Source organism: Arthrobacter hankyongi (assembly GCF_022012395.1).
GTDB lineage: Bacteria > Actinomycetota > Actinomycetes > Actinomycetales > Micrococcaceae > Crystallibacter > Crystallibacter hankyongi.
Genome location: NZ_JAKLTQ010000012.1, coordinates 113,414 through 136,487, shown reverse-complemented (window position 1 = coordinate 136,487; position 23,074 = coordinate 113,414). Strand labels below are relative to the sequence as shown.

General features: G+C 69.6%; 17 protein-coding genes and 3 pseudogenes. 12 read left to right on the top strand and 8 right to left on the bottom strand.

Translation table 11 applies throughout. From position 1 onward, the window contains the following. The first annotated feature begins 105 nt into the window (after positions 1-105). Both gcvH and LVY72_RS15610 read left to right on the top strand, forming a co-directional pair. Positions 106-486, top strand: coding sequence for a glycine cleavage system protein GcvH (gene gcvH / locus LVY72_RS15615; RefSeq protein WP_237822509.1), 381 nt, complete (start codon positions 106-108; stop codon positions 484-486). A gap of 143 nt (positions 487-629) precedes the next feature. Beyond that, positions 630-2,039 carry an L-serine ammonia-lyase gene (locus LVY72_RS15610; RefSeq protein WP_237822507.1) on the top strand — a complete coding sequence of 470 codons (1,410 nt, stop codon included), beginning with the start codon at positions 630-632 and terminating at the stop codon, positions 2,037-2,039. A gap of 9 nt (positions 2,040-2,048) precedes the next feature. On the opposite strand, the gene LVY72_RS15605 is transcribed toward LVY72_RS15610, so the two are convergent. Continuing rightward, a complete protein-coding gene (locus LVY72_RS15605; protein ID WP_237822505.1) occupies positions 2,049-2,735 on the bottom strand; it encodes an NADPH-dependent F420 reductase in 687 nt (228 codons plus the stop codon). A gap of 283 nt (positions 2,736-3,018) precedes the next feature. Here LVY72_RS15605 and LVY72_RS15600 point away from each other — a divergent pair, with 283 nt between their 5' ends. Next, positions 3,019-4,794, top strand: coding sequence for an FUSC family protein (locus LVY72_RS15600; protein ID WP_237822503.1), 1,776 nt, complete (start codon positions 3,019-3,021; stop codon positions 4,792-4,794). Here LVY72_RS15600 and LVY72_RS15595 read toward each other — a convergent pair. Continuing rightward, positions 4,781-5,134 carry a hypothetical protein gene (locus tag LVY72_RS15595; RefSeq protein WP_237822501.1) on the bottom strand — a complete coding sequence of 118 codons (354 nt, stop codon included), beginning with the start codon at positions 5,132-5,134 and terminating at the stop codon, positions 4,781-4,783. The two genes, LVY72_RS15600 and LVY72_RS15595, sit on opposite strands and share 14 nt — an antisense overlap. A gap of 162 nt (positions 5,135-5,296) precedes the next feature. Between LVY72_RS15595 and LVY72_RS15590 the strand changes: the two genes are divergently transcribed. From LVY72_RS15590 to LVY72_RS15575, 5 genes and pseudogenes are all read left to right on the top strand, one after another. Continuing rightward, a complete protein-coding gene (locus LVY72_RS15590) occupies positions 5,297-5,938 on the top strand; it encodes a nucleoside/nucleotide kinase family protein (RefSeq protein ID WP_237822500.1) in 642 nt (213 codons plus the stop codon). A gap of 85 nt (positions 5,939-6,023) precedes the next feature. After that, positions 6,024-7,226, top strand: coding sequence for an MFS transporter (locus tag LVY72_RS15585; RefSeq protein WP_237822497.1), 1,203 nt, complete (start codon positions 6,024-6,026; stop codon positions 7,224-7,226). A gap of 161 nt (positions 7,227-7,387) precedes the next feature. Further along, a pseudogene (locus tag LVY72_RS24935) lies at positions 7,388-7,576 on the top strand (2-oxo-4-hydroxy-4-carboxy-5-ureidoimidazoline decarboxylase); the annotation flags it as partial. Between the two features lie 52 nt (positions 7,577-7,628). After that, positions 7,629-8,360: pseudogene (gene pucL, locus LVY72_RS15580) on the top strand (factor-independent urate hydroxylase); the annotation flags it as partial. A 90-nt stretch (positions 8,361-8,450) separates the two neighbouring features. After that, a pseudogene (locus LVY72_RS15575) lies at positions 8,451-13,168 on the top strand (NAD-glutamate dehydrogenase). Positions 13,169-13,186: 18 nt separating this feature from the next. On the opposite strand, the gene LVY72_RS15570 reads toward LVY72_RS15575, so the two are convergent. Next, positions 13,187-13,945, bottom strand: coding sequence for an IclR family transcriptional regulator (locus LVY72_RS15570; RefSeq protein ID WP_237822495.1), 759 nt, complete (start codon positions 13,943-13,945; stop codon positions 13,187-13,189). Positions 13,946-14,302: 357 nt separating this feature from the next. Between LVY72_RS15570 and aceB the strand changes: the two genes are divergently transcribed. The 4 genes from aceB (at position 14,303) to allB (ending at position 19,416) form a co-directional block, all read left to right on the top strand. Then, positions 14,303-15,901, top strand: a complete 1,599-nt coding sequence (aceB, locus tag LVY72_RS15565) for a malate synthase A (protein ID WP_237822493.1) — start codon at positions 14,303-14,305, stop codon at positions 15,899-15,901. After that, positions 15,901-17,181 carry a DUF6986 family protein gene (locus LVY72_RS15560; protein WP_237822491.1) on the top strand — a complete coding sequence of 427 codons (1,281 nt, stop codon included), beginning with the start codon at positions 15,901-15,903 and terminating at the stop codon, positions 17,179-17,181. Before aceB ends, LVY72_RS15560 begins: the two co-directional genes overlap by 1 nt. A gap of 3 nt (positions 17,182-17,184) precedes the next feature. Then, complete coding sequence (locus LVY72_RS15555) at positions 17,185-17,991, top strand: bifunctional allantoicase/(S)-ureidoglycine aminohydrolase (RefSeq protein WP_237822489.1); 807 nt, start codon at positions 17,185-17,187, stop codon at positions 17,989-17,991. A 69-nt stretch (positions 17,992-18,060) separates the two neighbouring features. Next, positions 18,061-19,416 (top strand): allantoinase AllB, encoded by a 1,356-nt coding sequence (allB, locus tag LVY72_RS15550; protein WP_237822487.1) that lies wholly within the window; start codon positions 18,061-18,063, stop codon positions 19,414-19,416. Positions 19,417-19,449: 33 nt separating this feature from the next. On the opposite strand, the gene LVY72_RS15545 is transcribed toward allB, so the two are convergent. The 5 genes from LVY72_RS15545 to LVY72_RS15525 all read right to left on the bottom strand — a co-directional run bounded on the left by LVY72_RS15545 (position 19,450) and on the right by LVY72_RS15525 (position 23,074). Next, positions 19,450-20,319 (bottom strand): DNA-3-methyladenine glycosylase family protein, encoded by an 870-nt coding sequence (locus tag LVY72_RS15545; protein ID WP_237822485.1) that lies wholly within the window; start codon positions 20,317-20,319, stop codon positions 19,450-19,452. A 39-nt stretch (positions 20,320-20,358) separates the two neighbouring features. Continuing rightward, on the bottom strand, positions 20,359-20,754 hold the full coding sequence (locus LVY72_RS15540) for a universal stress protein (RefSeq protein ID WP_237822484.1): 396 nt from the start codon (positions 20,752-20,754) through the stop codon (positions 20,359-20,361). A 132-nt stretch (positions 20,755-20,886) separates the two neighbouring features. Continuing rightward, entirely contained in the window at positions 20,887-21,489 is a 603-nt protein-coding gene (locus LVY72_RS15535; RefSeq protein WP_237822481.1) for a DNA-3-methyladenine glycosylase I, read from the bottom strand. Positions 21,490-21,499: 10 nt separating this feature from the next. After that, positions 21,500-22,177, bottom strand: a complete 678-nt coding sequence (locus LVY72_RS15530) for an alpha-ketoglutarate-dependent dioxygenase AlkB family protein (protein WP_237822479.1) — start codon at positions 22,175-22,177, stop codon at positions 21,500-21,502. Between the two features lie 33 nt (positions 22,178-22,210). Further along, positions 22,211-23,074 (bottom strand): class I SAM-dependent methyltransferase, encoded by an 864-nt coding sequence (locus tag LVY72_RS15525; RefSeq protein WP_237822477.1) that lies wholly within the window; start codon positions 23,072-23,074, stop codon positions 22,211-22,213.

Genomic DNA, 23,074 nt, shown 5'->3' with positions numbered 1-23,074 from the left:
CGCCGCGGAGAATAGGTTGCGGGGCCCGGTGGCCGGCCCCCGGCCGCCGGGCCCGCGCGGCGGTTTCCCGACTGTTTTTCATTCACCCTTCCGAAAGGCTTAACTATGAGCAAGGTTCTGTCCGGTCTGCGCTACTCCGAGGAACATGAGTGGGTTGACGGCTCCGGCCCCGTCAAGGTCGGTATCTCCCAGGTGGCCGCCGACGCCCTCGGCGACGTCGTCTACGTGGACCTGCCCGAGGCCGGCTCCAGCGTGACCGCCGGCGAAAGCTGCGGCGAGGTGGAATCCACCAAGTCCGTCTCGGATATCTACGCGCCCGTGACCGGGGAAGTAGCGGAGGTCAACCAGGCCGCGATCGACGATCCGAGCCTGCTGAACTCCGATCCGTACGGCGAGGGCTGGCTGTTCACGGTCAACGTCACCGAGGAAGGCCCGCTGCTCTCCGCCGAGGAATACGCCTCGAAGAACGGCGGCGAGCTCGCATGAGCCACCGCGTCCGCGCCTAGCCCGCGCCCGACGTTCCACGGGCCCGGGACCGTACGGTTCCGGGCCCGTGCTGCATCCGCCCCTTTATGTGACACCGCTCACTCCCGTTCCGGGAACCCTTCCACAGCGAGGCATTACACCCCATGGCTATCAGCGTCTTTGACCTGTTCTCGGTCGGCATCGGACCCTCCAGCTCCCACACGGTCGGGCCGATGCGCGCCGCCCACCACTTCGCCGCCCGGCTGGCCAGGACGGGCGTGCTCCAGAGCGTGGACGGCCTGCAGGTGGACCTGTACGGTTCCCTGGCGGCCACCGGGCACGGCCACGGTACGTTCACCGCGGTGCTGCTGGGATTGGAGGGCTTTGAACCGGAGACCATCCTGCCCGCCCAGGTGGACGAGGCACTGGCCCGGATCGAGGAAACCGGCACCCTGCGGCTGGCCGCCGGGCTCGGCCCGGCCCGGCCGCTGGCCTACGGCGTGGCGGATATGGTGCTGCACCCGCTGACGGTGCTGCCCAGGCACACCAACGGGATGAAATTCGCCGCCCTCGGCGCTGCCGGCGAGGTCCTGGCCGAGGAGGTCTACTTCTCCGTGGGCGGCGGCTTCATCATCCGCGAAGGCGCCGAGGAAGCCGTCCGGGACCGGCTCGAATCCACCCTGGCCGAACAGCCGTACCCGTTCCGCACCGCGGCCGAACTACTCGGCCACTGCCGGGCCACCGGACTGGGGATCAGCGGCGTCATGCTGGCCAACGAACGCGTGCTGCGCAGCGAGGATGAAATCCGGGCCGGCCTGCTGCACATCTGGGACGTGATGGAGCAGTGCAAGGATTCGAGCCTGCAGCGCACCGGCGAGCTGCCCGGCGGACTGAAGGTCCGCCGTCGTGCCGCCGGCTGGCACGAACGGCTCACGGCACAGGACCCGGACCGGGACCCCAGGTACTGGCAGGAATGGGTCAACCTGGTCGCCCTGGCGGTGAACGAGGAGAACGCCTCCGGCGGCCGGGTGGTCACCGCGCCCACCAACGGTGCCGCGGGCATCATTCCGGCGGTGCTGTTCTACGCCACCCATTACGCACCGGGCATGGAGCACCCGGCCCGGGAGCGGAAGGAAGACGCCATTGTCAGGTTCCTGCTGGCCGCCGGCGCCGTGGGCGTGCTGTACAAGGAGCAGGCGTCCATCTCCGGTGCCGAAGTGGGCTGCCAGGGCGAGGTCGGCTCGGCGTCCTCGATGGCCGCCGCGGGCCTGGCCGAAATCCTCGGCGGCACTCCGGAGCAGGTCGAAAACGCCGCGGAGATCGCGATGGAGCACAACCTCGGGCTGACCTGCGATCCGATCGGCGGGCTGGTCCAGATCCCCTGCATCGAGCGCAATGCCATCGGAGCGGCCAAGGCCGTCAATGCCGCGAAGATGGCCATGATGGGCGACGGCACGCACCGGGTGTCGCTGGACGAGGTCATCGTGACCATGCGCGAGACCGGCAAGGACATGAGCGACAAATACAAGGAAACGGCCCGCGGCGGCCTGGCCGTCAACGTCGTGGAGTGCTAAGGGCGGATCCTACGGCTCCGGCCTGACAATCCGGATATTGAAGTCCCAGCTGCCCAGCGAGCGCATCAGGTCCAGCCACAGCGGCAGGTACATCTCCATGCCCCGGGCCGAGGCAATGCCGCCCAGGTCCAGGATGTCCTGCTCCGGCCAGCCGAACTGCTGCAGCAGGCCGGACACCGTGGCCTTGGCGGCCGCATCCTCGCCGGCGACGAAGACATTGTGGGGACCGGGCAGCCGGCCGGGATCGGTCATGAGCACATGGTTCATGGTGTTCAGCGTCTTGACCACCCGCGCGGCGGGAAATTCGCGCTGGATCTGCTCGGCTAGGCTGTCGGTGTTGCAGACCGAGAGCGAGGGCGGGAAGCCGGCGGAGAAATCCAGCGGGTTGGCCACGTCCATGATGATCTTGCCGTCGTGCGGCCCGGCGGCGTGCAGCGCGGCCAGCGATCCGGCACCGGCGGTGGCATTGACAATCAGTTCCCCGTGGCCGCCGGCCTCGGCCAGCGTCACCAGCGGAATGTTCCGGTGCCCGGCGTGCCAGTCGGCCAGCGGCGGGGCGCCGGTGGGGGAGGTGTCCGCGCGCGCCAGCGTCCGTCCGGGATCCCGGGTGCCGACGACGACGGCGTGCCCGGCGTGGGCGATTTTCGCGGCCAGGAAGCGGCCGACGTTGCCCGTGCCGAGGACCGAGATCTTCATGCCGCCACGGTAGCACTTCGCGCCTTCCCTCCGATCGCATGCTCGCGCCGGGACCCTCGGCGCTCGCCTTGGCCGGCAGGGTCAACGGAACCGGCCGCACCGGGCCGGCAGCGGGGTAGGCAGGCGCCGGGACCCGTGCCATGATCGGTGCATTGCCAGCCAGCCGTCCCACCGACACCGGGTTCCCCCGCCTCCGCAGCCACCGCCACACGGGCTGCGGGTACTGTTCAGCGTCAAGCCCGCCTCGGGCCGGCTGCCGTTCGCGCTGCGGGCGGCGTTCTGCATGGGTGCGCCGATCCTGGCCGGCCTGCTCCTGGGGTCGCTGCCGACCGGGCTGATGGCCACGCTGGGGGCCTTCACCGCGCTCTACGGCAGCGGCCGTCCGTACCTGAACCGTGCCGGACACCTGGCCCTGATCGCCGTGTCCTTCGCCCTGTCGGTGAGCATTGGCATCTGGGCTTCCGGCCGGGCCATCACCGTGGTGGGCTGCCTGACCCTGCTGGCCATGGCTGCCACCTTCCTGTGCAGCGCCCGGCAGGTGGAACCGCCCGGAGCCTACATGTTCGTGGTGGCGTGCGCCGCCGGGACTGCGCTGCCGGCGGCGCAGCTGACGCCGTTCAGCGCCGGCGTGGTGGTGCTGGCCGGCGGGGTCTTCGCGTGGCTGGTCCACATGGCCGGTGCGCTGTTCAGCCTCCGCGGCCCGGAAAAATCGGCGGTTGCTGCCGCCGCCAACGCCGTGGCTGCCTATTTGGAAGTGCTGGACACCGAACGGGAACGGCCGGCCCACCGGCGTGCCGCCGCAGCGCTGCAGCGTTCCTGGCAGGTGCTGGTCCAGCAGCAGCCGCTGAAGTCCCGCGCGGACAGCACGCTGCGCCGGCTGCGCGGGCTCAACCGCAGACTGCACCTGCTGGCGGCGGCCGCGGCGCAGTATTCCGGCCGCGCCGGCGGCGTCCCGCCGGAATACATCCGGACGGTCCGGCACATCGCCGGGCAGGCTGCCCATCCGCCCCCGCCGGCTGTACCGCATGGCAGCTGGCCGATACTGGAGCCACCCGGATTCTTCCCCTCGCTGTGGCAGAGCCTGAAACCGGGATCGCCGCCGGTGAAGGTGGCGCTGCGGGTGGGCGCGGCGGCTCTGATCGCCGGTGCCATCGCTTCCTCGCTGGCACTGGACCGGGCCTACTGGGCGGTCGCAGCGGCGGTGCTGATGCTGCATACCGGGATGGACTGGCTGCGGACGCTGCAGCGCAGCCTGGAACGATTCGCCGGAACCCTCGGCGGGATCGGCTTGACCGCGGTGATCTTCTGGTGGCATCCACAGGGATTCTGGCTGCTGGCCGTGGTGATGCTGCTCCAGTTCACCATCGAGATGCTGGTGGTGCGCAACTATGCGCTGGCCGCCGTCTTCATTACGGCCACAGCCCTGACCATCGGCAGCGGGGGACAGCCGGTGCCCGACCCGTCGAGGCTGCTGCAGGCGAGGGTCGAGGACACCGCGCTCGGCTGCGCGGTGGCCTTGCTGGTCTTCCGGCTCTTGACCCCGCGGGATGCACCGACCCGGATCCCGGCGGCCTTGGCGGGCACCGTCAAAGCCGTGGACGCCGCGGCGCTGGCCATGGGCAGCGGCAGGTTGGACTCGGCCCAAGCCTTGCGGATGCACGGCCGGCTCCAGCAAAGCACTCTGCGCCTGGCACAGGCCTACGACGCCGCTGTCGGCGGCTCTGCGGCACAGCGGGACGCCGCGGAAAAACTCTGGCCCGCCACCGCGGCAGCCGAGCAGCTGGCCTTCCGCGTGCTGGCCGCGTGGACCATCATGCTGCACGGCGGGTCAGCCGCCGGGGAAGGTCGGCCCGCGGTGGAACTGGATGCGGACGGCGCGGCCAGGCTGCACCAGGTGCTGTCCGGGCTGGCAGCGGCCGCGGAAACCGGACGGCCAGCCGCGCCGCTGGGAAAGCTGCCGGCCTTCCTCCGGCCCGAAGTCCACGCAGTGCACGAGGCACTGCAGACGTCGCCGGAGCGGTCACCCGCCAGGGGCGAAGGAGAGGTCAGCGGCTCATGAGCTGGAACGGGGACATATAGGTATTGGCCACACCCAGTGCGGTCAGGTCCGGGCTGTTCCACGCTACCGCGGCGGCGCCGGCGGCGAGCAGCAGGGCGAACACCAGATAGACCGAGCAGGCCACGGCCAGGAAGCGACCGTCCTCGCGCAGCACTGCGGAGACGCGCGGCGCCAGCACGCCCGGGGCAATGACGTTCGGCGCCGTGTCGAAAGTGCCGTCGTCCAGCCGCGCCACGATGCAGTTGCGCCGGCGGTCGTAGCGGGTGGCGCAGATGTGGTTGCCGTGGCGGGCCAGCAGGATGTCCTGGCCGACGTGCTGGCGCGAACGCAGAATGGACACGGAGATCTCCCGGATCAAGAAGCAGTGGGTTGAGGCGCAGGCTTTGGTTGTAGCCTTAAGCAAATTTTACTGTCGGCGGCCGGCCTGATCCGGCGGAATCCGGGTGAATCCGGCCACTCAGGCATACGTTCTGCATCACGTAGCGATCTTGGAGGCGCACCTATGGCAGCAGGTGCCGGCCGGTCCGGTCCGCTACGCATCGCCATCCTCGGCATCGATGGGGCCGGCAAGACGACGGCGGCACGCCGCCTGGCCGCCCGGTTCGCCGGCTGCGGCATCCGGGCCAGGTTCCGCCGGAACGGCGGCGGACGCAGGACGCTGGACATCGCTCTACGGCCCTTCGGCACCACGGCCGAGGCCCTGCTGGGAGGCTGCGGCCTGAGCCGGTTCGAAACGGTGCTCAGGGGGGCGGCTCTGCTGCGCACGCTCCCGGGCCGGCCGGCGTCCGGCGTCGAGATCCACGACCGCTACCTGTACTGCCAGTTTGCGCTCAACCGGGCCCGCGGCTGCGGCACCGGGCGCCTGCTGCGGATACTGGCGAAGGTGGTGCCCGCCCCGGACCTGGTGCTCTACTTCGAGGTGGACCCCGGGCTGGCGCTGGCACGGGTCGGCCGCCGGGGGAACGACGTGGAGAGCCTGGCGACCCTGCGGGCCTTTGCCGCCGGCTACCGCAGCCTGCCGGACTTCGGCTCCTTCCATGTCATCGATGCCAACGGATCGCAGCAGCAGATCCAGGACCAGATCGAGGCGGTCCTGGCCAGGACCGGTTTTGGGCGCCCCGGCCGCGGGCAAGTACCCTGCTAAAGGCCGGGGCGGACCTGCCTGCCCCGCCCCGTGGGCCAGCCAGTCGCGGATGCACGAATGAAATGAGAAAGGCGGCTCCGGCCCCATGAAGCAACAGCCCACCGGTGCGCTGCTTTTCGTCCTTACCGCAGCCATGGGCGTGGGCCCGCTGCTCAACTACGGGCTGAGTGCCACCAGTCCGCTGGTGATCGCGGACCTGGGCATCAGCCAGGGCCAGTTCGGCCTGCTCGCCACCGCCGTCTTTGCCAGTGCCGCGGTCAGCAGCAGCTGGCTGGGCCGGCTCAGCGACCGCATCTCCGGCCGCGCCCAGCTGATCCTGATCTTCGCCGGCACGGCCGTGGCCCTGGTGGTTGCCGCGCTCGGCCAGCACTATGCGCTGCTGCTGCTCGCCGCGCTGATCGCCGGCCCCGCGCAGGCCATCTCCAACCCCACGACCAACCGGATCATCATCCACCACGTGGCCCCGCCCAAGCGGCCCGGCTGGATCGGCGTGAAGCAGTCGGGCGTGCAGGGCAGCCAGCTCTTCGTCGGTCTGGTCTTCCCGGCCGTGGCGCTGTGGGCGGGCTGGCAGGCGGCCATGGCGCTGGGCGCCGTCGTCGCCGTCGTCCTGCTGGCCTACGGGCTGCGTCACCTGCCGGCGGAAAATCCGGCGCCGGCCAGGACCGCGGTGCCGGCGGCCAGCGGCCGGCGGTCGGAGGGGCGGTTCCCGGCCTCCATCTGGCTGTTTGCCGGCTACGCCCTGCTGGCGGGCCTGGGCATGCAGGCCACCAACGTGTACCTGCCGCTGTTCGCGGTCCGCGAGCTGGGCTTCGCGCTGGTGCTCGGCGGCGTGGCCGCGGGCGTGTCGGGGGTGGTCGGCGTGAGTTCGCGCATCCTCTGGGGCCGGCGGATGGCCACCGGAGTGCGTGCCTCCACGCTGCTGGCCCTGATGGGGGTCGGCGCTCTCGTGGGGGCCGCCGCGCTGCTGGGCGCGGGCGAGTTCGGCAGCCCGGCCCTGCTGTGGGTCGGGGTGGTGCTGCACGGCGCCACCGTGCTCGGCGCCAACGTCGTGACCATGGCCGGCGTCATGCGCGTGGTGCCGGCCGCCCGCGTCGGCGCCGCCACCGGCATCGTCTCCATGGGCATGTACACCGGGTTTGCGGCCGGGCCGCTGCTGATGGGACTGCTGCTGGACCGCACCGGGAACTTCCATTCCGGCTGGCTGCTGGTCGGCGCCGGGTACCTGCTGTGCATCGTGCTGGCGCTGGTCCTGCGCAGCTACGGCAACCGGGCCGGGGTGGTGCGGTAGCCGGCGCTGGCTCAGGTGGCTGGCCGAACACCTTTACCCCGGTCCCGCCCGGGCCGTTAGCTTCCTTCGGGGGCGAGGACGATGTCGAAGCGGGTTCGGGCCCAGGTCCGGCCGGCGAGGTCGCGGCCGTCCTGCGTCCCTGCGCGGACATCCCGCGCTAGGTGGACGAGATCGTCCAGGCCCGGCCTTTTTCCAGCGTCGATGAGCTAGCCGCCTTCGCCGGCCGGGCTGCGCACCCTTGGAGCGTCGAGGAGATCGACGGCCCTGGCCGCCATCCGCGCATCGGCGAACGCGCCTCCGGCACCAGCGCCGAAGCCGGCATGTCCCGCCGCGAGCAGTCTGGCGTCGGTCAGCCCGCGGAGACCGCGCGGCGGCTGTGGGCCGGCAACCAAACCTATGAAGACCGACACCCAGAAAAACACCGTGTACGCCTAGGCGTGCGACGGCGTCGGCTCGCCCGAGGCCTTCCTGCTGCGCCTGGGCAAGCACTTCACTGGGAGTTTCGACTGGGTGAGCGGGGGCCGCTGGGCCGCCGAGCAGTATACATGGGAGCGGATCAACGACCACGACCACGCGTTCTCGCGGAACAAGTCCGAAACCCGCACCGCCGTGCTCCTGATCGAAGACGGCCGGTGCCATATCGTTTCGGGGCTTCAGGATCTGACGGTGCTGAAGACCACCGGCTCGGAGTTCCATGGGTTTCCGCGTGACCGCTACACCACCTTGCAGGAAACCACCGACCGCATCCTCGCCAGCGATGTGACCGCCCGCTGACGCTACAACCCTGCGACCGTGGCAGAGGGCAGCATCGACTTCAACGCAGTGTACGGGAGCGTGCGCGGGATCCTGCTGGATGCGTTCGCGCAGACCCACTCGCTGGCGCTGCAGACGATGTTCCAGATGGGCAAGCAGGTCCTCGAGGCGCACCTGGAGATCGGGGAAATCAAGGTGTCGCTGCCCAACAAGCACCATTTCGCCGTGGACCTGGCTCAGTTCGGGCTCGATAACCCCAACGAGGTGTTCTATGCGGCCGATCGTCCCTACGGGCTGGTCGAAGCAACCATTGAACGGGAGCACGCCGAGGGCGCTGTCGGGGAAGCCGCTATCTGGGCGAGCATCCCGGGCTTCTGCTAACCGGGTTGGCCGGCCAAGGCGGGGCTGGACTGCGCAGAGGGTGGCAGCCATGATGAATGAGAGGGGATTGTCGGGACCAAGGACCGTACCGTGGAAGATACCGGGACGTTCATCGCGGACTATTACAGGCACTTTTCGGCCGAGGACCTCCAGGGCTACAGCCCCGACACATTGGAACGCCGGGCGCTGCACCACCTCGACCTCGCCGCAGACCGGATCCCGGGACACGCTGCCACCGGGATCCTGACCGAACCCGATGCCAGCGTGGTGGCCATCGCCACGGACAACATGCCCTACCTGGTCAACTCGGTGACCGCCGAACTCACGCGCCAAAATGCTGCCATCCGGTTGGTCGTCCATCCCATGTTCGCGGTCCTGCGGGACCGGGACACCCACCGGATCGTGGACATCCACCATGTTCCCGCACCGGGATCCACTGCGCGTTTTGTGTCCACGGACCGGGAAATCGTGTGCGAAGAGTCCTGGATCGCCGTGGAAATCACCAGGCTGGGCGATGCCGCCGCGGGCGAAGAACTCCTTGAAAGCTTGTCGGGAGTGCTGGCCGACGTGCGGGCGGCGACCGTCGACAAGGCTGCCATGCAACGCCAGGCCATTGCTGTAGCCGACTCCCTGGAGGCGCTTCCCGGCGGCGCGGGCATGCCGGATCTACAGCAGGCTACGGACCTGCTGCGCTGGATGGCCAATGGCAACTTCACCTTCCTGGGCTACCGCGAAGACGACGCCGCTGCCCGGCAGGGCTACGATGGGCAGGCTGCCACGCCGTCGGGCGGGCTGGGCCTGCTGCGCGAGTCCCCGCGGGGGATCCTTCCGCTCCGCGCTGCCTTGCCCGAGCCGCGCAAGCCTGCGGACCCGCGGCTGCTGACCTTGACCAAGGCCGGTTGGCGCTCCACCGTCCTGCGGCCGTCGTACCTGGACCAGATAACGGTCAAGAGCTATGGCCCGGACGGGAAAGGCAACGGTGAACGGCATTTTGTCGGCCTGTTCGCGGCCAGCGCCTACAACCAGCCGGTGCGCGAGGTGCCTATCGTCCGGGACAAGGTTGAAGAGGTGCTGCAGCGCTGTGCCTTTCCCCCCGAATCGCACTCCGGAGAGACCCTGCTGGCGGTCCTGGAGTCCTATCCGCGGGATGAACTCTTCCAGATCGACGTGGAGGACCTGGTCTCCATAGCCCGGGGCATCGTCCATCTGCAGGAACGCCGCCGTACCCGGTTGTTCCTACGCCCGGACACCTATCAGCGGTTCCTGTCGGCGCTGGTGTTCCTGCCTCGGGACCGTTATAGCACAGGAGTCCGCCAGCGGGTCGAGCACGAACTGGGCCGGACATTCGGCACGGACACCATCGAGTTCGAAACACGGCTGAGCGAGTCCGCGCTGGCCCGGCTGTTCTTCCGGATCTGGCTCCCTGCCGGCGGGCAGGTTCCACAGATCGACGTCCCGGCGCTGGAACGGCGGCTGGCCGCGGCAGTCCGGTCCTGGGCCGAAGGCATCGAGGAGGTCCTGCGCGGCAGGTTCGAGGCCGGGGAAGCCGCACGCCTGGCCGCACTATGGTCCGATGCGTTCCCGGCCAGGTACCGGGTGGACTATGAGGTGGAAGACGCTGCCGACGACGTCTCCCGGTTCGAGGCTTTCGACCTTCAGGCGGCCGGCGGGCACGCCGCCGATGACCCTGTGGTCTCCGTCCAGGTCCCCGCCGGCACCGCCACCATCCTGGCCGAAGACGCGCGGATCAAGCTCTATTTCGCCCAGCCCCGCAGCCTGAGCCAGGTCCTGCCGTTCTTCCACAACCTGGGCCTGGAGGTCCTGGACCAGCGGCCCTTCGAAATCCGGCGCGGTGACGGCCGGGAGTTCTTCCTCTATGACCTGGGACTGAAATATCCCGCCGGCGTCGATCCCGCCGACACCAGCACCCTGCTGGCCGATGCGTTCCGCGCCGCAATGCGGGGGGACATCGAGTCGGACAGCTTCGACGGACTGGTGCTCACCGAAGGGATCGACTGGCAGCGTGTTGTCATCCTGCGCAGCTATGCCAAATACCTGCGGCAGCTGGGCACCACCAATTCCTATGGCTTCATGGCCGAATCGCTGCTGGCCAACGTACGGGTGACCCACGCGCTCCTGGGGCTCTTCGAGACCAGCTTCGACCCCGGGCTCACCGGGACGGACCGCGTCCAAGGCATGGAGATCGCCCGGAAGGAACTGGGTGCTGCCATCGACGAGGTGCCCACCCTCGACGCCGACAGGCTGCTTCGCGCTTTCATGAACCTGATCGAGGCCACGCTGCGCACCAACTTCTTCCAGCACCGCCCCTATCTCAGCTATAAATTCAATCCATCGGCCATCGCCGGCTGCCCGTTCCCCCGGCCCAAATACGAAATATGGGTCTACTCCCCGCGGGTGGAGGGGGTACATCTGCGGTTCGGTGCCATCGCCCGCGGCGGACTGCGCTGGTCGGACCGCCGCGAAGACTTCCGTACCGAGATCCTCGGCCTGGTCAAGGCCCAGACGATCAAGAACGCCGTCATCGTGCCCAGCGGAGCCAAGGGCGGGTTCTTTCCCAAGCGGCTGCCCAGCCCCTTCCTCGACCGCGGCGCGTGGCTGGCCGAGGGGCTTGAAAGCTACCGGGTCTTTATCCGGGGCATGCTGGATCTTACCGACAACCTGGTCCCCACCGGCACCGGGACGGCGCTGGTTCCGCCACGGGACGTGGTGCGGCACGACGGCGACGGGAGTACGGTTTCTGGCTCGGCGACGCCTTCGCCTCAGGGGGATCGGTTGGCTATGACCACAAGGAGATGGGCATCACTGCCAGGGGCGCCTGGGAATCGGTCAAAAATCATTTCGGAGAGCTGGGCATCGACGTCCAGCACGAGGACTTCTCCGTTGCGGGCATCGGCGACATGAGCGGCGACGTGTTCGGCAACGGCATGCTCCTCTCGGAGCACATCCGCCTGGTGGCGGCCTTCGACCACCGCCACATCTTCCTGGACCCGCAGCCGGATGCGGTGGCCTCCTACGCCGAACGGCGGCGCCTGTTCGAACTGCCCCGGTCCTCCTGGGCCGACTACGACGCCTCGCTGATCAGCGACGGCGGCGGTGTCTATCCGCGCCAGGCCAAGTCCATCCGGATCACCGAACAGGTCCGCCATGCCCTGGGCCTGGGGGAGGGCACCATGGAGCTGGCGCCCCAGGAGCTGCTCCAAGCCATCCTGAGGGCGCCGGTGGACCTGCTCTACAACGGCGGTATCGGCACGTACGTTAAGGCCTCGTCCGAATCCCAGGCGGAGGTGGGGGACAAGGCCAATGACACGATCCGGGTCAACGGCAATGAACTGCGGGCCAAGGTCATTGTCGAGGGCGGCAATCTGGGCCTCACGCAGCGGGGCCGGATCGAGGCCGCCCTGGGCGGCATACTGGTGAACACCGACGCCATTGACAATTCCGCCGGGGTGGACTGCTCGGACCACGAGGTCAATATCAAGATCCTCATCGACAACATGATCGCGGCTGGACGGATGGACGCCGGCGAACGCGCGGATTTCCTGCACTCGCTCACAGACGAGGTAGCGGGGCTGGTGCTGCGGACGAACGCGGCCCAGAACGTCCTGCTGATGAACGACCGCTACCAGGTTGTGCAATGGAGCCCGGGTTTCGAACGCTTGATGGACTGGCTGGAGACGGAGACAGGCCTCGACCGCGGGCTGGAAGCACTGCCCGGCACCGCGGAACTGCATGCCCGGCTGGCGGCGGGCCGCGGCCTCACCGGCCCGGAGCTCGCTGTCCTGTGTGCCTACGCCAAAACCGAACTGGCTGCGGCGCTCAACGCCAGCGATCTGGCCGATGATCCCTGGTTCGGACAGACCCTGCGCAGCTACTTTCCCGCCCGACTGCCCGAACGGTTCGGGGCAGAGTCGGATACCCATCCGCTGCGCCGGGAGATTATCAGCACCGTGGTGGCGAACGACATGATCAACCTGGGCGGGATCACCTTTGCCTTCCGGGCGATGGAGGAAACCGAAGCGTCCCCGGCGGACGTGGCACGGGCCTTCGTTGTGCTGCGGGAAGTCTTCGACCTTGACTCGACCATGGCCGAGCTGGCGGCGCTGCCGCCTGGTTGTCCTGCACAGAACCGCTGCGCCATGGCCGCCGAAATGCGGCGGTTGCTGGACCGGGGAACCCGCTGGTACGTCACCCGCCACGGGCAGGACCAGCCAATCGCCGAAGCCATCGAGCGGTTCAAGCCCCGGATCGACCCGCTGCGGGAGGACCTGTCCCGCTACCTGAGCGGCGCGGACCTGGAACGTCTGCACGCCCGCCTGGCCGATCACCTGGCCGGCATACCCGCGGATCTGGCCCGGCGCACGCCCGTGATCCTGGCGGGATTCGGGCTGTTGGACCTGGCCATCATCTCGGAGCAGGTCCGGGAACCGAGCCACCGCATCGCAGCGGTCTACTTTGCCCTCTACGACCGGCTGGGCGTCATCGAGCTGCTGATGCTGATCACGACCCTGCCACGGCGGAACCGCTGGGAATCCCTGGCGCGTGCCGCCCTGCGCGATGATGTCTATTCGGCCGTGGCGGACATGACCGTTGCCGTCATGCAGACAACCGGTGCCTCCAACGGGGGCGGTGCCGACCCGCTGGAACGCATCCTGGCCTGGGAGCGGCAGCATGCCGGGCAGGTGGCACGCATCAAGGCGACACTGGCGCAGCTGCACCGCCCCGGGGAAGCCGACATTGCCTCGCTCTCCGTCGCCCTGAAGCAGCTGCGCGCCGTCGTCCGCCGATAGCCGTGCGGCAATAGCGCGTCAGGACGCCAGGTTCAGCTCCTCCGAGATGATCCGGGCGGCCTCGCGCAGCAGCGGAACGGCCCGCTCGGCGAAGGCTGCGTCCACCCGGGAGACCGGGCCGGAGACGGAAATTGCCATCGGCGTCGGCGCTGCGGGCACGGCCATCGCCAAGCAGCGCACGCCGATCTCCTGTTCCTCTTCGTCGATCGAGTAGCCGCGCTCGCGGATGCGCCCCAGTTCGGCCTCGAGGTCCGCCAGATTGCCGATGCTCTTCGGCGTCGGGGTAGGCATACCCGCACCGGTGACGATGCTCCGGACCTGCTCCGGTTCCAGCTGGGCGAGGATCGCCTTGCCGACGCCGGTGTCGTGGGTGTGGGCGCGCCGGCCCACCTCGGTGAACATCCGCATCGAGTGCGGCGAGGCGACCTGGGCGACATAGACCACCATGTCCAAGTCGAGCAGGGCCATGTTGGCCGATTCGCCTAAGGCATCCACTAGGTCCTTCAGGTGCGGCCGGGCCAGCGTCCCCAACTGCTTGTTGGCTACCTCGCCGAGCCGGATGAGGCTCGGTCCCAGCGAATAACGGCGGTTGGGCAACTGGCGGACCTGACCGAGCGAAACCAGCGTCCGCAGCAGCCGGTGGATGGTCGGCAGCGGCAGTGTGGTGAGCGAGGAGAGCTCGCTGAGGGTCAGTTGGCCGCCGGCCTGGGCCAACAGTTCCAGGAGTTCGAACGCCCGCTCAACGGACTGGACGCCCCCGGAGGCTTTCTCTGCCATGGAATCTCGCTCTCGATGGGTCGGGCCGTCGGCCGGGCCTTCCGGTGGCCGGACGGATGCCGCGGGGGCTGCTCTCCGCGGTAGCCCACAGATTAACGGATTTCCGCACTCCGAGAAAACTCTCTCGAAATGGGTTGTTTTTCCACACATCAAATAATAATGTCCATAATACGGAAAAAGCTCTCCATTTGGGCTTGGCGCCGCCCGGTTCATCCCAAGGAGGAACATTGGCGGTCCCACAGTCCCGGATACCCGACCATCTTGCGGGTGCAGACCCGGTGCGGTTCGCTGTCACCAGCGAACCGGCAGCCGACGCGGTCCGACGTACCCACTGACCCCGAAGCGAGGACGAACATCATGGCCCTGACCGTCACCAATCAATCGCCGGTGGCCGGCGCGGAGCGGATCCTGACTCCGGAGGCGCTGGACTTCGTCGAGACGCTGCACCACAAGTTCGCCGGCACCCGGGATGAGCTGCTCGCCGAGCGGGTTGCCGCCCGGCGGCAGGCCTCCGCCGCCGGCGGCCTGGATTTCCTGCCCGAAACCCGGGCCATCCGCGAGGGGGACTGGCAGGTGGCGCCTGCCCCTGCCAGGCTGCGCGACCGCCGGGTGGAGATGACCGGCCCGGCCTCGCCGGCCAAGATGGCGATCAACGCCCTGAATTCCGGCGCCAAGGTCTGGCTGGCGGACCTCGAGGACGCCAGCGCCCCGACCTGGCACAACGTCGTCGATGCGCAGCTGAACCTCTACGGCGCCGCCCGCGGCGAGCTGTCCTTCACCTCCGCCGAAGGCAAGCAGTACACGCTGCGCACCGACATCCCGCTGGCCACCGTGGTGGTGCGCCCGCGCGGCTGGCACCTGCCGGAGAAGAACATCCGCATCGACGGCGCCCCTGCGGTGGGCGCGCTGGTGGACTTCGGCCTGCACTTCTTCCACAACGCCGTCCAGCTCGCCGCCACCGGCGAGGGCCCGTTCTACTATCTGCCCAAGATGGAAAGCCACCTCGAGGCCCGGCTGTGGAACGACATCTTCGTCTTCGCCCAGAACGAGCTGGGCCTTGAGCAGGGCACCGTCCGGGCCACCATGCTGATCGAGACCATCCCGGCCGCGTTCCAGATGGAGGAGATCCTCTACGAGCTGCGCGAGCACGCCTCCGGCCTGAACGCCGGCCGTTGGGACTACCTGTTCAGCATCATCAAGTACTTCCGCGAGGCCGGCGGGGCCTTCGTGCTGCCGGACCGCGCCAGCGTGTCCATGACCGCCCCGTTCATGCGCGCCTACACCGAACTGCTGGTCAAGACCTGCCACCGCCGCGGCGCCTTCGCGATGGGCGGGATGGCCGCCTTCATCCCGAACCGGAAGGAACCGGAGGTCACGGCCGCCGCCGTCGAGAAGGTCCGCGCGGACAAGACCCGGGAGGCCAATGACGGCTTCGACGGTTCCTGGGTGGCGCACCCGGACCTGGTGGATACCTGCCGCGAGGTCTTCGACGCCGTGCTGGGGGACAAGCCCAACCAGCTGGACCGGCTGCGCGAAGAGGTCAAGGTGACCCCTGCGGACCTGCTCGATGTTTCCTCCGCCGGCGGCGCGGTGACCGAGGCCGGCCTGCGGCTGAACCTCTACGTCGCGGTGGCCTACACCGCCGTCTGGCTCTCCGGCAACGGGGCGGTGGCCATCCACAACCTGATGGAGGACGCCGCCACCGCCGAGATTTCCCGCTCGCAGATCTGGCAGCAGCTGCGCAACAAGGTGGTGCTGGCGGATACCGGCAACACCGTCACCAAGGAACTGGTGGAGCGGATCCTGGCTGAGGAGACCGGGCGGCTGCGCGGCGAAGTGGACGAGCAGGCCTTCGCGAAGTACTACCAGCCGGCCAGCAGGCTGATCGGCGAGCTGGCCACCGGGGAGGACTTCGTCGAGTTCCTCACGCTGCCCGCCTACGAACTGGTCTCCTGATGGCTCCGAAGCTGGTCTTCGGTCCCGGAACCGTGGCGAAGATCGACGCCGGCCTGGCGGCCACCGACGCGCTGCTGGCCTCGGCCTATCCCGGCGAGGACGCCGGCCGGCAGCCCGTGCACACCGTGTATGTGCCGGCGGACCGGTTTGATCCCGGGCTGGCCGCCCGCTGGGGCGCCGACGCGCTGGCTGCGGCCAAGGAGCACGGCGGGCTGGAACGCCTCGCCGGCAGCCTCGGCCTCGACGGGGCGCCCCGGCTGGCAGAGCTGGTCCGCCGCAAGCTGGAGAGCGAACCGGTTGAGGACCTCCGGCTGGACTTCGAGGACGGCTACGGCGACCGGGGGAACGACCAGGAGGACACCGACGCGCTCGCTGCCGGCGCGGCAGTGGCCCAGGCGGTGGCCGCCGGCACCGCTCCGCCGTTCATCGGCATCCGCTTCAAGTGCTTTGAGGCGTCCACCCGTGCCCGCGGGCTGCGTACCGTGGACCTGTTCCTGGCCAGCCTGCTCGAGCACGCGGGGGACCGGGGCCTGCCCGCAGGCCTGGTGCTGACCCTGCCGAAGGTCAGTACGGTGGCCCAGGTCCAGGCCATGGCCTACGCCTGCGGGGAGCTGGAGAATGCGCACGGGCTGCCCGCCGGCCGGCTGCGCTTCGAGGTGCAGGTGGAAACCCCGCAGCTGATCCTGGCCGCGGACGGCACGGTGCCGGTGGCGCAGCTGATCCACGCCGCGGACGGCCGGGTCGGTTCGTTGCACTACGGCACCTACGACTACAGCGCCTCGCTGGGCATCGCGGCGGCCTACCAGTCCATGGAGCATCCCGTGGCCGACTATGCCAAAGCCGTCATGCAGGTGGCGGTGGCCGGAACCGGCGTACGGCTTTCGGACGGTTCCACCAACATCCTGCCGCTTGGCGGTACGGCGAACGTCGCGGCGGCCTGGGCCCTGCACGCCCGCCTGGTCCGCCGGCACCTGGAACGGGGCATCTACCAGGGCTGGGACCTGCACCCGGCCCAGCTGCCAACCCGCTACCTGGCCACCTACGCCTTCTACCGGGACGGACTGGCGGCCGCAGCCCTGCGCCTGAAGAACTACGTGCACGGCATCGCCGGCACCGTGCTGGACGAGCCGGCCACCGCCCGCGCGCTGGCCCGGTTCCTTCACCGCGGCCTGGCCTGCGGTGCGGTGGAGGAAACCGAGGTTGCGCAGCTGGCCGAAGTCTCCGCGGCGCAGCTGCACTCCCTGGCCTACCCTCAAGCCGCTTCCACCCCCGAGGATTGATCCATGACCTACTATGCGAACCCCGCGGGCCTGCCGCCGCAGACGGACCTGCTGACCGACCGCGCCATCGTCACCGAGGCCTACACCGTGATTCCGCGCGGCGTGCTGCGCGACATCGTGACCAGCGTGCTGCCGGACTGGACCGGCACCCGGACCTGGATCCTGAACCGGCCGGTGCCGGGCGGTCCCACCACCTTCGCCCAGTACGTGATGGAGGTGGCCCCCGGCGGTGGTTCCGGCCGGCCCGAAGCGCAGAAGACGGTGGAAGGATTCGTCTTTGTCGTGGACGGCGAGCTGACCGTCTCCATCGAGGGCGAGACCGGAATCCTGGCTCCCGGCGGCTTCGCCTACGCCCCGGCGGGAGCCGTCTGGCAGGTGCGCAACGACGGCACTGCCGCCGCCCGGTTCCACTGGATCCGCAAGGCCTACGAGCCGCTCGAGGGCTACACCGCCAAACCGGTCTTCGGCAACGAGCAGGACATCGAGCCGTCCCCGATGCCGGACACCGACAACAAATGGCGCACCACGCGCATGCTGCCGGTGGACGATCTGGCCTATGACATGCACATCAACGTGGTGACCTTCGAGCCCGGTGCCTCCATCCCATTCGCCGAAACCCATGTCATGGAGCACGGCCTGTACGTGCTCGAGGGTAAGGCCGTCTACCACCTGAACGGGGACTGGGTGGAAGTCCAGGCCGGGGACTACATGGCGTTGCGGGCGTTCTGCCCCCAGGCCTGCTACGCGGGCGGGCCGGGGAACTTCCGCTACCTGCTCTACAAGGACGTCAACCGCCAGATCATGCTCTGACCAATACGGACCCGGGCGTAGCAAAGTGGCAGCAGGGCAACAACCAGCGGGGCAACACGGAGGCAATCGATGAGCGAACCATCTGCCGGCGGCGGATTCGACCTGGTCATCCGCGGCGGGCGGATCCTGACGGCGGCGGGCATCGGCCCCGGCGAGGTTGGCATTCGCGACGGGCGGTTCGCCGCCGTCGAACCGCTGGGCGCCGGCCTGCGCGGCAAGGACACCATCGAACTGGACCCTGGGGAGACCCTGATTCCGGGACTGGTGGACACGCACGTGCATGTAAACGAACCCGGCCGGACCGAGTGGGAGGGCTTCGCCTCCGCCACCCGGGCCGCCGCGGCCGGCGGCGTGACCACCATTCTCGATATGCCGCTGAACAGCATTCCGCCGACCGTCAACCTGGCGGCGCTGGCGGAAAAGCGGGCTGCCGCCGCCGGCCAGACGTTCGTGGACGTGGGCTTCTGGGGCGGGGCGGTGCCCGGCAACCTCGGGGACCTCCGGCCGCTGCACGAGGCGGGCGTGTTCGGCTTCAAGTGCTTCCTGCTGCACTCCGGGGTGGACGAATTCCCGCCGCTGGAAGCGGACGAGATGGAAAAGGACCTGGCCGAGCTGAAGACCTTCGACTCGCTCATGATCGTCCACGCCGAGGACGCCCGCGCTATCGACGACGCACCGCACGCCGAGGGGGACCGGTACGCCCGCTTCCTGGCCTCGCGCCCGCGCGGGGCGGAGAACCTGGCCATCGCCGAAGTGATCGAGCGGGCCCGCCGGACCGGTGCCCGGGCCCACATCCTGCACCTGTCCTCCTCGGATGCGCTGCCGATGATCGCCGTTGCCAAGCGTGACGGCGTCCGGCTGACGGTGGAGACCTGCCCGCACTACCTGACCCTGCAGGCCGAGGACATTCCCGACGGCGCCACGGCCTTCAAATGCTGCCCGCCGATCCGCGAGGCGTCCAACCGGGAACTGCTCTGGAAGGGCCTGGAAGACGGAATAATCGAGTGCATCGTCTCCGACCACTCGCCCAGCACACCGGACCTGAAGGACCTGGAAAACGGGGACTTCGGTGTGGCCTGGGGCGGGGTGGCCTCGCTGCAGCTGGGCCTGCCGCTGGTCTGGACCGAGGCCCGCCGGCGGGGGATCGGCCTGGAGAAGGTGGTGGACTGGATGTCCCGCGGGCCGGCCGAGCTGGCCCGGCTGGCCCGCAAGGGCCGGCTGGCTCCTGGGTACGACGCGGACTTCTCCGTCTTCGCCGCCGACGAGGGCTTTGTGGTGGATGCGTACAAGCTGCACCACAAGAATCCGGTCACCCCGTACCAAGGCAAGGCGCTGGCCGGTGTCGTCCGCCGCACCTTCGTGCGCGGCCGCGAAATCGACGGGCGGCAGCCGGCCGGACGGCTGCTCCGCCGCGGCGAAGCCTGAAACCCCGGCGGCCGGCCATATGCCCAAGGACAGTCATTGGGCGGGAGCGGGCGGCAGGTACGCATGGCCGGTCCAGAGGTGGAACACCGCATAGGCCCGCAGCGGGGACCAGCGCCGGCCGGCGGCCCTGACCTCCTGCACCGATCCGGCCCCGAGCGCCCGGCGGAGGACCAGGTCACCGTCCGGAAAGGCGTCGGGATCGCGCAGCGCCCGCATGGCCAGATACTCCACCGTCCAAGGGCCGATGCCCGGCAGCCCCAGCAGCCGGCGGCGGATGAGCGCGTGGTCGCCGCCGGGTTCGATCCGCAGTCCGTCCGCGCAGGCAGCGGCGAGCGCATGGACCGTCCGGGCGCGGGCACCGGTCAGCCCGACGGCGGCGCGGACCGCCTCCGGTCCGGCCGCGGCGAGCGTTTCCGGGCCGGGAAAGAGCCGCAGGCCGGCCGGGCCGACAGCACCGAAGGCGTCCACCAGGCGTCCGGCGAAGGTGCGCGCTGCCGCCAGCGAAACCTGCTGTCCGAGGACGGTCAGGATGGCTCCCTCGAACCCGTCCGCATGGCCCAGGATCCGCAGGCCGGGCCGCAGCCGCACCAACGGGCCGACCGCCGGGTCGGACCCCAGCACCGCGGCGATCCGGGCCGGGTCCGTGTCCAGGTCCAGCAGCCGGCGCACCGCCGCAGCGACCGCGCCGGTCGCAGCCTCGTCGCCGTCGTGCAGGGTGAGCCGGAGGCCGCCCCCGCGCAGGCCGATGGTCGCCGGCACCGGCCCGCCGGGGGCGGGGAACAGCCGCGTGAAAGTGCCGGCGCCGAGATCGGTTCGTTCGACGCCGGGAACTGCGTGTGCGGCCAGCGCGGCCAGCGCCGCTTCGGCGTCGAACGGGCCGCGGACCGGCAGCAGGGTACGCAACGCAGTATTCGACACGGGGTCCAGCCAAGCGTCCTGAGGTCAGCCGGCCTTGACCGCCAGGACCGGGCAGCTGGCCTGGAGCAGGATGGTCTGGGCCACGGAACCGAGGAGGAGCTTGCCGACCGGGCTCCGTTTGCGCAGGCCGATCACGATCAGCGAGGCCTGCTCGGATTCGGCCACATCAAGCACCTCTTCAGCCGGCGTGTTGCCCCGCACGTACTGGCGGAACTCCGCTTTGGCGCCGGAGCCGCGCAGCTTGGCCTTGAGGTTCTCGATGTCCGCGCTGTCGGCAATGGTGGGACTCTGCACCGGGCCCACGCCGGCGCCGGCATTGATGACCAGGAGCTTCTCGCCGCCGGCCTTGGCCAGTTCGATGCCCTTGTCAACGGCTGCGCGGCCTTCGGGGCGGGGTGCGTAGGCAACAACAATGGTCACGGTGTCTCCTCCAGGCTCGGGCAGCAGCCGCACTCCGCGGCTCCGACGCCATCCTGCCATTTGACGGGGCCGCAGAACAGCGGAGGTGCGTCCGGCCGGCGCCCCGGCGCGGTTCCGGCGGCCGGTCCGGGCTCAGGTCCAGATCCCGGAACTGCCCCGCCGGTGGCTGTCCACCAGATGCGTGTCCACCATCCCGATCGCTTCCATCAGGGCGAACATCGTGGTCGGCCCGACAAAGGCGAAGCCGCGCGCACGCAGCGCCTTGGACAGGGCCACGGACTCGGGCGAAGTGGTGGGGACCTCGCCGAAGTGTTTCGGTGCCGGTGTGGTGGCCGGCCGGAAGGACCAGACGAAGTCGCTCAGCCCGCCCTCGGCACGCAGGGCGATCGTGGCGCGGGCGTTGGTGACCGCGGCCCGGATCTTGGCCCGGTTGCGCACGATGCCGGCGTCGAGCATCAGCCGCTCGACGTCGTCGTCCGTAAAGGCGGCCACGGTGTCCACGTGGAAGCCGTGGAACGCCTCGCGGAAGGCCGGACGTTTGCGCAGGATGGTGGCCCAGGACAGCCCGGCCTGGAAACCTTCCAGGCAGATGCGTTCGTAGATTCCCTGCTCGCTGCGGACGGGCATGCCCCATTCGGTGTCGTAGTACTCGCGCAGCAGCGGGTCCACGGCGGCCCAGGCGGGACGGGCCAGACCGTCGTCGCCGAGCACGATGCCGGTTGCAGCAGGTTCCATGCCGTTCAGCCTAGCCTGCGAGTGGCGTCAGTCCGGTGACGCGCATGGTCAGGTTCAGCCGGCCGCCGGTCAGGCCGCACTCCGGATCCGCGGTGCCGGGGTAGATCCGCGGGACACCGTGGTAGGCGAGGCGGGCCGGGCCGCCGAAGACGAACAGGTCCCCGGAGCGCAGCCGGATATCCGTGTAGGGCTTGGACCTGGTCGCGGTATTGCCGAAGCGGAACAGGCAGTCATCGCCCACGCTGAGCGAGACCACGGGGAGGTCCGCCTGCTCGTCCTTGTCCTGGTGCATGCCCATCCTGGCGCTGTCCGCATAGAAGTTGACCAGCGCGGTGTCCGGATCGTAGCCCTTGGCCGCGGCCGGATCCCCGTACGCATCCGCCAGCGCCCGGCGGCCCCAGGCTGCGAGCCAGCCGGGGAAGTCCAGCACCCGCGCGCCGTTGACGTCATCCGCGGTGCGCGTGTACCGGTACGGCTGCCAGTGCCAGCCCAGACAGAGGGTCTGCACACTCATTTCGTGCCCGCCGGGCAGTCTGGCGGAGCGGTAGGGGACCGGCCCGCGGCCGAAGCCGCGGCAGGCCTCGACGAGTTCCCGCTGGCGGCCCAAATCCAGCCAGCCGGGCAGGTGCACGGCTCCGGGGGCAATGGTCCGGGGCCCCTCGGGCAGGGCGTCGAAGAGTGCGCTCATGTGTCTGTCCAAAATCCTACGGGATGTCCCGGTTCAAGCCGCGCGGGCCGCGGTAATGAGCCACATGGCCGAACCGAAGACCACGCCCTGCTCCGTCTGATGGTCCGCCAGCCTGGCACGCAGGTCCCGCCGGGCCCGGGCGCGGCCGGCTTCGTCGAGGCCCTCGAGCATCCAGCCGGTGAACCCGAGGATGAAGCGGCAGGCATCATCGGCATCGGGGCCGAAGTACATGGGTCCGCGGAGGTCTTCGAGGACCGGCCCGGTGAAGCCCGCGGCGGTGAGCAGCCGCCGGACCCGCTCCGGGTCGCTGAGCGAGAACGGACCGGGGACCTCCGGCCCGGGCACGGGCAGGTTGCGTCCTGCGGCCAGCGCGCCGGTGATCTCGAGGAACCACTCGTTCCCGGTGACGGCCTGCCAGGCTGCCATGGCCAGCCGCCCGCCGGGACGCAGGGCGCGGGCGATATTCGCCCAGGCCCGGACCGGGTCGCCGAAGAACAGGGTGCCCGTACGGCTGATGGCGCAGTCGTAGGACGCCGGCTTGAACGGGTGGACCTGGGCGTCCGCCTGCCGGAATTCCGCGTTGGCCAGGCCGGCCTCGGCGGCCAGCCGGCGTGCGACTTCGAGCATGCGTGCCGACAGGTCGAGGCCCAGGGCGCTGCCGGAGCCGGCGAGCCGGGCTGCGTCGCGGGTGGTTTGTCCGGTGCCACAGCCGATGTCCAGGACCTGGCTGCCGGCCGTGATGCCCGCGGACTCCATCAGGCGGGGGTGGTAGTACGCCAGGGACTGGTCGAACCGCTGCGCGTGGGCAGCCCAGTAATCCCCTTCGTCCCCGTCCCAGGCCTGGACCTGCTCGGTATTGGACGGATCGACACGGAAAGGCAAAGCAGTTCCGGCCAT